Source organism: Ruegeria sp. O4 (genome assembly GCF_056535125.1).
Genome location: NZ_JBQERO010000003.1, coordinates 180,076 through 192,301 on the forward strand (window position 1 = coordinate 180,076; position 12,226 = coordinate 192,301).

A 12,226-nucleotide genomic window follows, 5' to 3' on the forward strand; every position below is an offset into this window, starting at 1 on the left:
AATTTTGTTTCACGGCTGATTACATGGTCAGTAAGACTTTGGTCAATCGAAACACGGCGTAACAAGGGCGCTATTCGACACATCAGTCCTCTGGTGCATCACCCATCAGGTATCTGGGGCCGCTACCATGGGATTTTGCCCTGTCATCGGGGTTATAAAGCTTGCATTTCGGCAAGCTGAGGCACCCACACCCGATGCAGCCGTCCAGATTGTCGCGCAATCGCATCAGGGTATCGATTCGCTGGTCCAGATGAGTGCGCAACCGCACGCTTATGGCTTTCCAATCTTGTGGTGTCGGTGTTCGCTTTCCCGGCAAGCCCGACAAGACCTCGCGAATTTCAGGCAAGGTCAGGCCGAACTGCTGTGCGATCATGACAAAACTCAGCCGCCGGATATCCGCCCGCTGGTAACGTCGCTGCCCACCCGCATTGCGCCAGGGCGCAATCAAACCCTGTGCTTCGTAATACCGGATCGCTGAAACGGCCAACCCCGTACGTCGGGCCAATGCCCCGATTGCCAACCCTTCTGAAACAGCCATGTCGCCCTCGAAGAAATACCTTGACCTAAAGTTAGGTTTAGAAATTACGGTGAGTCGAAACAAGCCAAAAAAAGGAGATCCCATGATGGCAACGCTTGAACATACCAATTTCACTGTCAGCGACCCACAGGCCTCGGCCGCCTGGATGCAGCAGGTCTTTGGCTGGAAAACACGGTGGGAAGGACCCGCAATATCAGGCGGATACACGGTGCATGTCGGATCGGCCCACACCTATCTTGCGCTTTACAAACCAGATGCGCCGAAACCATTGGTCGAAAGCAGCTACGATATCGTCGGCGGGCTGAATCATGTTGGTGTTCTGGTCGAAGATATCGATGCAACCGAGGCCAAGGTGCGCAAGGCCGGGTTCGAACCCCATAATCATGCCGATTACGAACCGGGGCGTCGGTTCTATTTCAGGGATGACAACGGCATCGAGTTTGAAGTGGTTCAATATGATTGAGATGCTGTGGCTCTGCACGCCTTCAAAGCGATGGTGCAAGGGTGGGCAACCGGACCATCGCCATAGGCCACACCCGAAACAATCCCAGCGGCGCAATGTTGCAAATTGATCGCTGCACCTGCTGACACCCCTTGCAATTCACGTGGTATTTGGGTCAGGTAATCGTCAACCTAGGACTCGCCCCGACGCTTCTGTGCGGCGGGGCGAGTCAGTTTATGCGTGGACGTAGAGAGTATGGAAAAGATCCCGATGACGCCTGCGGGCAATGCCGCACTCGCAGCTGAGCTGAAGAACCTCAAATCCGTCGAACGCCCTGCGATCATCGAAGCCATCGCATCGGCGCGAGAACTTGGCGACCTGAAAGAAAACGCCGAATATCATTCAGCCCGCGAAAAGCAGGGGTTTATCGAAGGTCGCATCAAGGAACTGGAAGGTATCCTGTCACTGGCGGATGTAATTGACCCGGCAAAACTGTCTGGCGCGATCAAGTTTGGCGCAAAGGTTACATTGGTTGACGAGGATACCGACGAAGAAAAGACGTGGCAGATCGTCGGTGAATATGAAGCCAATATCGAAGCCGGCCTTTTGAATATCAAATCCCCCATCGCCCGCGCCCTGATCGGCAAGGACGAAGGTGACAGTGTCGAGGTGCGCACCCCTGGCGGCGTGCGCTCTTATGAAATTCTGAGTATCAAGTACGCCTGACCGGAGCGCATGTAATGTCGGGGCCCAAACCTGACCCGGAAACTGAAAGACCGACTTCGCTGGGCATCTATGACCGCCCAAAGGCACCGTCTGTCACCGAGATTGAGATTGCCGCACTGGTGCTCAGCCTGATTTGGCTGGTGGTGTCGGTTGTTTTTCTGGTGTTGCCAGATAAGGCGCAGAGCGGTGGTTTTGTTGTCACCTTTCTGGCCGTTTTCATGCCTGTGGCGATGATCTGGGTCGCGGCCACTGCCATGCGTGCCAGCCGCGTGATGCGCGAGGAAAGCGCGCGGCTGCAAACTGCGATTGATGCGATCCGTCAGGCTTATGTGGCGCAGCAGCAGCGCGCATCCAGCACCTACGAACCTACGGTAGCAAAGAAACTGGATGAGATCGCAGCCGCGACGCGAAAAACCGAAAGCGCGCTGGCAACATTTTCGACCAAGCGCACAACGCCCCCTTACGCCCCTGCAAAACCACTCGTTGCGGGTGCTCAAACCTCGCTTGAACTGGGCACATCTGCGGAAGAAATTGCGCCACCGCTGAGCACCGATATCTTTATCCGCGCCTTGAACTTCCCGGAAACTCAGAATGACACCGAAGGGTTCAATGCCCTGCGCGTGGCGCTGAAAGACCGCAAGACGGCGCAGATCGTGCAAGCCTCGCAGGATGTTCTTACACTGCTCAGCCAGGAAGGCATCTATATGGACGACCTGCGCCCTGACATGGCCCGGCCCGAAATCTGGCGTCAGTTCGCGCAGGGCGCGCGGGGTCGCGCTGTCGCCTCGCTGGGGGGTGTACGCGACCGGTCCTCGCTGGCGCTGACAGCTGCGCGGATGAAACAGGATCCCATTTTTCGCGACGCCGCCCATCATTTTCTTCGCCGCTTCGACAAGATGATGGCCGAGTTCGAGCCCACCGCAAGCGATGCAGAACTGAGCGCGTTGGGTGAGACCCGCACCGCGCGGGCGTTCATGTTGCTGGGGCGCGTGGCCGGGACGTTTGATTAATCAGGCAAAACGATCCAAGACATCTTGGTCGCGCTGCTGAAACCAAACACGTAACTTAAAGGCCCGGTTTTTTCTTCCCCCACAGGCCAAAATCCTTCGCGCTCATATAAAGCGCGGGCGCGGGGGTTTGTGTCGATAACGTCAAGCTGAACCACTGACATGTTTTGTTTCCGCGCTTCACACTTAACGGCATCCAGCAAGGCAGTACCAACCCCTTTGCCACGCGAGCCCGCGGCCACAAATATGCCATCCATCTGAAACACGCCGGGTTTCAGTTCGCGCTCCAAAATACTGAGGATGAGGGCGCGCCAAATGGCCCCAAGCCAGCCATAGACCTTTGCTAGGTCTGACATTCCGCCTCCGGCCAATGCACCATCGCGTGTCTTGAAACCTGCAAGCCCCAAAATCCGGTTTTCCTTGTCCCGTGCAACAAGCGCGAAATCCGGGTTCAACGAAGTTTCGAAGAAAGCCAGCCCCTTTTCATCCGGACCCATGACTTTGTTCAGTTTCGCCGAAAATGCCTGCCAGAACAGGGTCGCCACCAGTGGGCGTTCCGCATCAGAAAAACCGCGTGAGATCGTGATTTTCACAACCCAAAACTGCCATACGGGATAAACCGAACCATATCACCCGGTTGGATATGCCGGGCACCATCTTCTATTTCGACCAGCCCTTCGGCCCAGCTGAGCCCGCTGATCCGGCCCGATCCTTCTGACTTGAAGACTTCAACCCGGCCTTCCCGTATGCGCGCGCGCAGGTATTCGCGGCGGCCCGGTTTCTTGCGCTTTTCAAAGGCAGCGGGCACTTCGAACCCTTGCGGCTCGATCCAGCCTTCGCCAGACATCAGGCCCAGCGCCGGTCGCGCAAAGATCAAGGTGCAGACCAAGGCGGCAACGGGATTGCCGGGCAGTCCAAAGACTGGGGTTCCGGACCACAACCCCAAAGCCAGAGGGCGACCGGGTTTCAAGGCGATCCGCCAGTGTTGCATCGCCCCCGCCTGGCGCAGCAAGGCAGATACGTGGTCTTCGTCACCAGCAGATGCGCCACCACTCGTCAGTATCACATCTGCCTGTTCCGCAGCCTGATCCAGCCGTTCCCGCAGGGCGTCCCGATCATCTGAAACACGCCCCATATCCACAGGTACAAACCCCAGCCATTCGACCAGAGACAACAGCATCGGGCGGTTGGCGTCGAATATCTGACCCGGTCCGGCGCACTCTCCGGCGTCGATCAGTTCATCGCCGGTCGATACCACGGCGACACGCAGCGGTTTGCGCACCTTCACCTCGGCAATGCCCAAAGCGGTGAGCAGCGCAAGGTCAGCCGGTGTCAATCGGCGCCCTGTAGGCAGGGCCAGATCGCCTGCGGCCACATCCTCGCCCGCTTGCCTGGTATTTGCCCCCTTTTTCAGCGGGCCGTGGAATGCGATATGCCCGTCTTTAACTGTGACATCCTCTTCCAGAATAACCGTATCCACCCCGTCAGGCAGCGCGGCGCCCGTCAGAACGCGCACTGCCTGACCCGCGGGAACATCACCGTCGAACGGGATACCGGCTGCTGCACGCCCATCGACCAGCGGCAGGACCTGTGGCCCATCTGAAACCGGACCAGCGAACCCGAACCCATCCACGGCTGTATTCGGCTGCGGCGGGTTGGAACGTTGGGCTGTCACATCTTCTGCCAGAATGCGCCCACTCGCCTTATTCAGCGCGACCACCTCGACCGAGGTAATCGGATGCAACCTGTCGCGCAAATAGGCTAAGGCGTCATCAACCGGCGTCCACTCCACACCCGCTGGCAGCGCAAAACAATCGTTGCGCAATGGTGGCGGGACTATGTTCGGCTTTTTCTGAGTCACACCCAATATCCAGCCTTCCTCTGCCGCTGAAACATCTAATTGCGCTTTCAACTCCTGCTCTGTCAAACGCGACAGAGTCAAGGCGATCAGTTCGACCTGCCAAGCATCCTTGATCCGCCCGTCCGGTGGCGCACCCAAGGTGAGCGACGGCCAGATTTCCACAAAGGCGATGGGTCTATCCAACGACTCGAACGGCCAGACCGCGACTTGTCCGGCAAAGCGATGGCGGAGCCTGCTCAGAACTGGAAGCCCCATCATCACCTGCCCACCGACCGCGCCTGCACCCGCCATCTGCCAGCAGGTGAAACTGCCTTTTGCCAAGGCTTCAACCGCACGACGGTCGGAAAACGGATTGGAATAGCCCGTCTTGGTTCGCGGCAAACCATCAATGTCACGCCCGAGGCCATTCATCCAAAATGGGCCTCTTCCTCCGAATTGTCGATTGATCCGGCCTGCCAAGTCAAAACGATTGTTCGTTTTCGGACCGTCCTCGACATGTTGTTCGAACCAGTCCCACAAGGTCAAGGGGTCATCCGTTCCGGTGATCGCGCGGGCAAAGCCCTTCGGGTATCCAAAAGGGAAATCGAACCCCAGAAACAGGCGGCGACCTGCCTTTAGTTCGGTGCGGATCAGGGCATCCAGCCACGCCTCGGCAAGCGCCCGGTTGCGTAGGTATTCAGGTTCCTGTGCCTGCCCTTCACGCACAATACAGACCCAGATCGCGTCTTTGCGCGGCGTTGGTCCGGTGTCATTTCCACCAGACCAGTCCACCATGGCAAAGGTCTGGAACGGGGTCACAAACCGACCTCATCCAATATGAAGTCCGCGATCCTGACTGTGTCGTTCAGGTCGAAAACCGGACGATCCAGTTCCAGCGCCGTGTCGCTGGCAACGGCACGAATAGTTTCGTTTTCAATCGCAATCAGAGGATTTCCCGCCTCGGCGCGAAACGCCTCGATCTTTGGGTGGCCTTCCCGCTTGAAGCCTTCAACCAGCACCAGATCAACCGGTGAAAGCCGCGCCAGCAGTTCGCCCAATGGCGGCTCGGGTGCGCCGCGCAGCTCCTGCATCAAGGCGACGCGCTGCCCCGACGCAAGCAACACCTCGCTGGCGCCAGCAACGCGGTGACGATGACTGTCCGTGCCCGGCTGATCCACATCGACGCCGTGATGCGCGTGCTTGACGGTTGAGACGGCAAAGCCCCGCCCCGTGATCTCGGCCACCAGCCGTTCCATCAGCCCTGTTTTGCCTGCGTTTTTCCAGCCAGTGACGCCGTAGACTCTCATACCTGCTCCAACAATGTCCGGGCGCGGTCCAAATCGTCAGGCGTATTGACGTTGAAGAACGGATCAAACGGGTCAGCCTGGAACAAAGCCTCGCGCCCGTCGTGTTTATCAGTCCACAGCACGACCTTGCGCAACCCGTCCGTCAGAGCCGCCCGCAGATCATCGCGCAGAGCCACAGGCCAGAGCCCAAAGGTCGGGTGCCGGTTGACGCGCCTGCCGCCACCGGACTTCAGCGCTTCGTCGCCCGTTCGCGGAGTAGTGGCCAAGACCAGAGGATGCGCCTGCCCCGCTGCCGCCTCTTGCAGACGCGCCACCAGATCACGCGGGAAGAACGGAGTATCTGCGGCAGCCGTCACGATGCTGTCGGCCCCCTGATCTGCCGCCCAATCTAGCCCCGCCAAAACGCCGGCCAAAGGGCCAGCGAAGCCTTCAATTGTGTCAGGAAGAACAGGTAGCGTCAGATCGCTGAAACGCTTGGGGTCACCATTTGCGTTCAGGGCCAAACCATCGACTTGAGGAGACAGCCGATCAACGACATGGGACAGCAGGGTCTGCCCGCCAACCTTCAACAGGCCTTTATCACCACCACCCATCCGGGTGGCCTGCCCGCCTGCGAGGATAACGCCGAGAGGTTTTCTGTTTTCATCACTCATTGGCTACTCTTCCGCCGGTGTTTCCTGTCTTCGGCCACAACCGTCGACGGGTCCACATCACGAACCAACCGTTCCTCACCGGAAAGACAAACAAAGCGCTGTCCGCGCATCCGACCGATCAGCGTAAGGCCGACCTCACGCGCGATCTCGACACCCCAGGCGGTAAAGCCGGAACGGGACGCCAACACGGGAATGCCCATCATCGCCGTTTTGATCACCATCTCGGATGTCAGGCGACCGGTGGTGTAAAGGATCTTGTCCTCTGCCGAAGCACCCTCGGACAGCATCCAGCCTGCGATCTTGTCGACAGCGTTATGGCGACCCACGTCTTCCATATAAACCAGCGGGCGGTTTTCGCGGCACAGTACAGTCCCATGAATTGCCCCGGCCTCAAGATAAAGCGACGGGGTGCGGTTGATCTTGGCCGCCAGTTCGTAAAGCCACGAGGTCCGCACCTGCACTTGTGGCAGTTGAACGCCCTCAAGGCCCTCCATCATGTCCCCGAACACCGTTCCCACAGCGCAGCCACTGGTGCGTGTCTTTTTCTTCAGCTTGTCTTCGTACGAAGTCGCGCGTGCGGTGCGGACAACAACGGTTTCAAGATCATCATCGTAATCGACACGGGTAATCTCATCATCAGCCAGCAACATGCCCTGATTTCGCAGAAAACCCAGCGCCAGGTACTCGGGATAATCGCCAATGGTCATCGCCGTCACAATTTCCTGCGCGTTGAGGAAGATCGTCAGTGGGCGCTCTTCAACCACTGAAATCTGACTGACCTCGCCATTCTGGTCCACCCCCTCGACCGCACGGGTCAGGCGGGCCGCGCCCGGATCAGGAGCGATTACATAGTCTGACACGTCGGTTTCGGTGACCAATTGCAACCCCTCCACAAGACCGATACTGCTGCTGGCGTCACCATAGGATTTAGCCATGGCCTCTGCCACATCCAAGTCATACTTCTGGAAAGGTTTTCGCGACGGCACACCGTTTGTCTTCGTGGCTGTGCCTTTTGGTCTGTTGTTCGGTGTCTTCTCGACAGAAGCCGGGTTGAATATCGTGCAGACCATCGCCTTTTCCATCACCGTTTTTGCAGGCGCTGCGCAGTTTACAGCTCTGCAACTTCTGCAGGATGAAACGCCGACAATCATCGTTTTGATCTCAGCCCTGGCAGTGAACCTGCGGGTTGCGATGTATTCCGCATCACTGACGCCGTTTCTGGGTGCCGCGCCCTTGTGGCAGAGAGCATGTGCGGCTTACCTGATCGTTGATCAGTCTTACGCCTGTTCAATCGCGCAGTTCGAAAAAGAGCCTGATCTGACGATCCCCCAGCGAATGGCCTATTTCCTGGGTTCGGTCACTCCGATCACACCGCTGTGGGTTTTGGGAACCTGTCTGGGTGCCGTGCTGGGTGCTCAAATACCGGAAAGTTGGGCGCTGGACTTTGCCCTGCCGATCACCTTTCTGGCGATGATTGGGCCAATGATGCGTACGCTGGCCCATGTCATCGCCGCCCTGGTCGCCATTGTTGTTGCCCTGCTGACCGTGAGTGTGCCGTTCAATCTGGGCCTGCTGATCGCGGGCGCAGCAGGGATGATGGCCGGTGCGCAGGCGGAATTGATGCTAAAGCGGAACACGCTATGAACCAGATCGATCAGACAACAATATGGATCATCATCGCGGGTCTTGCGGTGGGCAGCTATGCTTTGCGCTTTACCTTCATCGGTCTCGTCGGTGATCGCCCGATGCCGCCCTGGTTGTTACGTCACCTTCGATATACAGCCGTGGCCATCCTGCCCGCACTGATCGCGCCGCTGGTGGTTTGGCCTGCAGCCACCGAAGGACAACCGGATATACCCCGTATGTCGGCCGCAGCGGTTGCACTGTCTGTGGGCATTCTAACCAAGAATGTGCTGGCCGCCATCTTTACCGGGGCGGCAACACTTTACATATTGCTGTATTTAGTTGGATGAAGCCGCGTCCAGCTGGTTCAGGCGCGCATTGTTGAACGCCAGTCCCTTTTGCAGGTCCGCGTCGTCGTTTTCACGGTACTCCGCCGTTTGAACGCCTTGCAGCGCTCCAAACTGATCCGACAGTTTGACTGGATAGAATGTGGTCGTGATCTGTTCGAACCCCGGAACCTGCTGCAACAGCTGCGAGGTAGAGTTCGCACAGAATGCACCAGCCACTGGGCCCATCTGCTTGGCCAGTTGCAATGCAATTTCGGCCTGTTGCGGAGTGACCTCGATCGTCTGGATGCGCGCATAATGTGTTTCGCGGGCGTGGCTGCTGCGATACGCACGTTCGACATTCGGGGTAATACCGTACAGCACATCGTTCCTGATCGGTACAACATCCGCCCGGAACGACCCTGCCGGGTCGAAAATAACCCGCTCACTGCCGCTGATCATCAACGACGTATGCGCGCCCGAACCGGTCCGGGTGCTGATCATCGTGTACAAGGTCAGGGTCGATGGCCCCGGATCGCGATAGGAACGGGACGTTATTTCAGTCTGATCCGCTTGCGGGCGCTGTGATGCAGCGCAACCAGCCAGCGTTGCGGCCACAAGGCACGCAGTCAATATCCTGAGCAAAGCCGCCCCCGAATTGCTTACGAGGCGAAAACTGCCAGGAACAGGCACAACAAGGCGATCGCGACCACACACCAGGTGGTGGCTTTGATGAAACCGTTGAAAGTTTTGGTTTGAACGTCGATGTTCATTTCGCCGTGCTTGTATTCAGCCATGAGTCTCAGAATCCCAATTCGCGTGTTTGATTTGTTGGATAATGGAAAACAAAACGCCTGTCACCACGTCATTCGCGCGCAGGGCGCGCTTACTTGAGGACCGAGCATCCGGGATAACCGAACCCCCATCGCCAGGGCAGGCCGCTGCACGGCCCGCCACCGAAACGAACCGCCCCATACATGGCATCCGCGGTGATCGCGTGAATGGTGCGGATCTGGTCAGGTTCCATATCGTAGCGATCCGCGTATTCGTCGGCATACAGATCTCCATGCGCCTTAACACAGGCATGCAGGGCATCATCCGCCGCCAAACGCGCGTCATAGCTTTCCTCGGCCGAATCCGCGCCGCCGGCATTGTGATATGCCCGGTCGTGGATCACACAACAGTTTTCCCAAGGCGGATGTTCTTCAAAAAGCTCGCCAACCTGCGGGAACTGCTTTGCCACCCAGCGCCAGCTTGCGGACAACCCACCCGAACACCCGTCTGTTTCGAATGGTTGCAGCTCGGCGCTTTCGCTCTGGTCCATCAAGGCGCGATGGGCAGGCATTTCGAACCGGCGCATCAAGTCCTGTGCCAAGGCGGCGTGCGGAATAACGAGCAACAGCAGCGAAAGATTAAGGGCTTTCATCGCGCATCGCCTTGGTGTCGACCTGTAATCCGAACGCCGTGGCCAGCCACAACATCAGCCGCTCTGCCGGTCCCATTTCGGCGCGCACGCGCAGAACCTCATTGGCCATAGCCGGGCGATCAGTAATCAGACCATCAACACCCATAGACGCCATTTTAGACATTTGCAGCGGATCGTTCACTGTCCAGACATAGATATCCTTGCCGGCATCGTGAACCTTTCGGATCAGACCCGGCGTCGCCATCCCTGCGTTAACGGCGACAAACTCGCCCTCCAACCCCGACAGATCACCAACGGCTGTGGCCGCCAATACACCCGAACGCCAGTCCGGGCGCAGTTTCTTCATCTTTTGGACAGCCGGGTATTTCAACGACATGGTGGCAACCTCGTCCTGCATCTCCAACTCTTCCACCAGTTTGATCACCCGGTTTTCCAGATCGATATCATGGCCATAGTATTTCAGTTCGATAAGAACCCTGGACTTGCCTTTGGCCGCCTCCAGCACATCACGCAGAGTTGGCGTGCGTTCCGAGGCGTATTCCGGGTCGAACCAGCTGCCGATGTCGATATCGGCCACATCCGCCATTGTGGCATCCCAGACCTTCAGATTAACTCCCGCCAGCTTCATGAAATCGCTGTCATGGGCCACGATGATCACGTCATCCGCAGATTCCTGAACATCGATTTCAACCCAATCCGCGCCGTCCTCGATGGCTTTCAGAACCGAGGCCATCGTGTTTTCCGGCCGCAAGGCCGCAGCACCCCGGTGGCCAATGACCTCGGCATGATCCGGGGCCTGCACACGTTCCAGCAGACTTTGACCTGACCAAAGGCCAATACCCAACGCGGCTAGGGATGCACCCACTGTCACAAATACAGGCGCCCGAATTTTCCAGGGCTCTGGGTGAGCGATCTTTTTTCCGTCTGTATCGAAAAACCCGTCCAGCAAGACGGCCAGCGCGCCCAGCGCCGTTGCTGCCAGAACCAGCCCCGCCAATGACCACAGCCCAGCGACGACAAAACTGAAGGTCAGGGCCAGCTTGAGGTTGCCGCCGTCCTGCACGGGTACGAAAGTAAACAAAAGGCTGGCCACTGCGGCAATCAAAGCGGCGATGACAAGGCGCATCCCCAGCCAAAGGGCAAGCTCGATCTTCAACCGCCCGCGCCTGCCTTCCATATTCTGCGCACTTTGGGCAAACGCCGTTCGGGGCGCAGTTCGTTCGAAAAGGACCAAATGCAGGGCCAGCGCCCAGGCGGACAGGCGGCGGATCAAAAGCCACGCCAGTACAAGAACAACCACTCCGATCAGAAGAGCCGCCACCTTGAAGGCGGGGGGGCGGAAGGTCAGGTAATAGTTGATGTCGTATTCAGTCAGCGTCCACCAAGCGATCAAGCCAGCGACAGCCACGAATGGCAGGGCAAGCAACAGGGCACGCAGGATGAAACGCACGGCAAATCCGAACAACGCCGGGAAACGGGACAGGATCAATGCGAGCGCCGCACTGCCAGCACGCCAGGGATCTTGTTCGCCCATGCGCAGCGACCCGGCCATGACCGAGAACACCAGGACCTCAGCCAGCAGAAACAAGCTCAGAACTACAACAGACGAGATAAACCCGACTGGAGACAGCAGGAACATGGCGATGTCCTGATCGGTCAAGGCCGTCTGGTCAGACAGAGAGACTGCCAGATTGACCGCCAGCGCCACCCCTGGCGCAATCAACGCCACAAGCAGCAATCGGACAACGATATAGATAGGCACAAAAACCCGACGCCGGGCCCAGGCCCCCGCGTAGGCATGTGTTACGGCATGGAAATATCTGCTCACGCGGTCGCCTCCGAACTGATACATTCATTCAAAGGCGCGCAAACGTGAATTGCAAGTCAGCTGTCTTTCAGGTCTGCAGCTAGGCGGAACCCGATGCGGTTGGCTGGCTTGTCTTCAACCGATTTGGGAAGCGCACGCAACATCACGTTCAACTGGCTGACATGTTGCACCAGTTGCGTGCGGGCTCCGGTCCCGTCGGACCCGTAAAAGGTTATCATGTCGGGGTCGAAATAACCCATCCCCTCGATCCGCATTACACCTGCATCGCCACCGGTGAACCCCATCGCGACCTCATGATCGCCGTCCAGCGTCTGTTCGAAATTCTGGATGTACAGGATTAACCGCTCGTATGCCCATTGTGCGGGGCTCTTGCTAGCCACCGGTTTTTTCAACGTCTCGGGCAGTTTTTTGCTTCCGGATTCGGCTTTGGGATCGGCGTGCACCTCGTAACACTTTGGCAAAGCTGCGGCTTCTGCGGCCTCGGCCGAGGTTTCGATCTGGTCCTGCATT

At 58.0% G+C, this 12,226-nt stretch carries 16 protein-coding genes; 5 read left to right on the forward strand and 11 right to left on the reverse strand.

The genetic code is table 11. The annotated features are described in order from the left end of the window. Nucleotides 1–82: 82 nt before the first annotated feature. Nucleotides 83–538 (reverse strand): redox-sensitive transcriptional activator SoxR, encoded by a 456-nt coding sequence (gene soxR, locus ACR0J7_RS06695; protein ID WP_209598669.1) that lies wholly within the window; start codon nt 536–538, stop codon nt 83–85. Nucleotides 539–620: 82 nt separating this feature from the next. Between soxR and ACR0J7_RS06700 the strand changes: the two genes are divergently transcribed. The 3 genes from ACR0J7_RS06700 to ACR0J7_RS06710 all read left to right on the forward strand — a co-directional run bounded on the left by ACR0J7_RS06700 (nt 621) and on the right by ACR0J7_RS06710 (nt 2,716). Next, complete coding sequence (locus ACR0J7_RS06700) at nt 621–1,001, forward strand: VOC family protein (RefSeq protein ID WP_209598670.1); 381 nt, start codon at nt 621–623, stop codon at nt 999–1,001. Between the two features lie 234 nt (nt 1,002–1,235). After that, on the forward strand, nt 1,236–1,706 hold the full coding sequence (greA, locus tag ACR0J7_RS06705; protein WP_209506599.1) for a transcription elongation factor GreA: 471 nt from the start codon (nt 1,236–1,238) through the stop codon (nt 1,704–1,706). A 14-nt stretch (nt 1,707–1,720) separates the two neighbouring features. Next, a complete protein-coding gene (locus ACR0J7_RS06710; protein WP_480773347.1) occupies nt 1,721–2,716 on the forward strand; it encodes a hypothetical protein in 996 nt (331 codons plus the stop codon). On the opposite strand, the gene ACR0J7_RS06715 is transcribed toward ACR0J7_RS06710, so the two are convergent. From ACR0J7_RS06715 to fdhD, 5 genes are read right to left on the reverse strand one after another with little or no spacing between them, the layout of a single operon-like run. After that, nucleotides 2,713–3,306, reverse strand: a complete 594-nt coding sequence (locus ACR0J7_RS06715; protein WP_480773348.1) for a GNAT family N-acetyltransferase — start codon at nt 3,304–3,306, stop codon at nt 2,713–2,715. The two genes, ACR0J7_RS06710 and ACR0J7_RS06715, sit on opposite strands and share 4 nt — an antisense overlap. Then, nucleotides 3,303–5,372, reverse strand: coding sequence for a molybdopterin-binding protein (locus ACR0J7_RS06720; RefSeq protein WP_480773349.1), 2,070 nt, complete (start codon nt 5,370–5,372; stop codon nt 3,303–3,305). Before ACR0J7_RS06720 ends, ACR0J7_RS06715 begins: the two co-directional genes overlap by 4 nt. After that, nucleotides 5,369–5,860, reverse strand: a complete 492-nt coding sequence (gene mobB / locus ACR0J7_RS06725; protein WP_209506603.1) for a molybdopterin-guanine dinucleotide biosynthesis protein B — start codon at nt 5,858–5,860, stop codon at nt 5,369–5,371. The genes ACR0J7_RS06720 and mobB overlap by 4 nt, the downstream gene beginning before the upstream one ends. Further along, complete coding sequence (gene mobA, locus ACR0J7_RS06730; RefSeq protein ID WP_480869925.1) at nt 5,857–6,513, reverse strand: molybdenum cofactor guanylyltransferase MobA; 657 nt, start codon at nt 6,511–6,513, stop codon at nt 5,857–5,859. Before mobA ends, mobB begins: the two co-directional genes overlap by 4 nt. Next, a complete protein-coding gene (fdhD, locus tag ACR0J7_RS06735; RefSeq protein WP_480899223.1) occupies nt 6,510–7,448 on the reverse strand; it encodes a formate dehydrogenase accessory sulfurtransferase FdhD in 939 nt (312 codons plus the stop codon). The genes mobA and fdhD overlap by 4 nt, the downstream gene beginning before the upstream one ends. Here fdhD and ACR0J7_RS06740 point away from each other — a divergent pair. Further along, complete coding sequence (locus ACR0J7_RS06740) at nt 7,447–8,157, forward strand: AzlC family ABC transporter permease (RefSeq protein WP_480483082.1); 711 nt, start codon at nt 7,447–7,449, stop codon at nt 8,155–8,157. The genes fdhD and ACR0J7_RS06740 overlap by 2 nt on opposite strands. Further along, a complete protein-coding gene (locus tag ACR0J7_RS06745) occupies nt 8,154–8,486 on the forward strand; it encodes an AzlD domain-containing protein (RefSeq protein WP_267364537.1) in 333 nt (110 codons plus the stop codon). Before ACR0J7_RS06740 ends, ACR0J7_RS06745 begins: the two co-directional genes overlap by 4 nt. Here ACR0J7_RS06745 and ACR0J7_RS06750 read toward each other — a convergent pair. From ACR0J7_RS06750 to ACR0J7_RS06770, 5 genes are all read right to left on the reverse strand, one after another. Beyond that, a complete protein-coding gene (locus ACR0J7_RS06750; protein WP_480475007.1) occupies nt 8,475–9,107 on the reverse strand; it encodes a hypothetical protein in 633 nt (210 codons plus the stop codon). The two genes, ACR0J7_RS06745 and ACR0J7_RS06750, sit on opposite strands and share 12 nt — an antisense overlap. 17 nt (nt 9,108–9,124) lie before the next feature. Beyond that, entirely contained in the window at nt 9,125–9,259 is a 135-nt protein-coding gene (locus tag ACR0J7_RS06755) for an aa3-type cytochrome c oxidase subunit IV (protein WP_267364539.1), read from the reverse strand. A gap of 89 nt (nt 9,260–9,348) precedes the next feature. Then, complete coding sequence (locus ACR0J7_RS06760; RefSeq protein ID WP_480483080.1) at nt 9,349–9,888, reverse strand: hypothetical protein; 540 nt, start codon at nt 9,886–9,888, stop codon at nt 9,349–9,351. Continuing rightward, nucleotides 9,875–11,716 carry a glycerophosphodiester phosphodiesterase gene (locus ACR0J7_RS06765; protein ID WP_480913637.1) on the reverse strand — a complete coding sequence of 614 codons (1,842 nt, stop codon included), beginning with the start codon at nt 11,714–11,716 and terminating at the stop codon, nt 9,875–9,877. Before ACR0J7_RS06765 ends, ACR0J7_RS06760 begins: the two co-directional genes overlap by 14 nt. Before the next feature lie 56 nt (nt 11,717–11,772). After that, on the reverse strand, nt 11,773–12,225 hold the full coding sequence (locus ACR0J7_RS06770; protein WP_267364542.1) for a DUF6173 family protein: 453 nt from the start codon (nt 12,223–12,225) through the stop codon (nt 11,773–11,775). Nucleotide 12,226 lies beyond the last annotated feature (1 nt).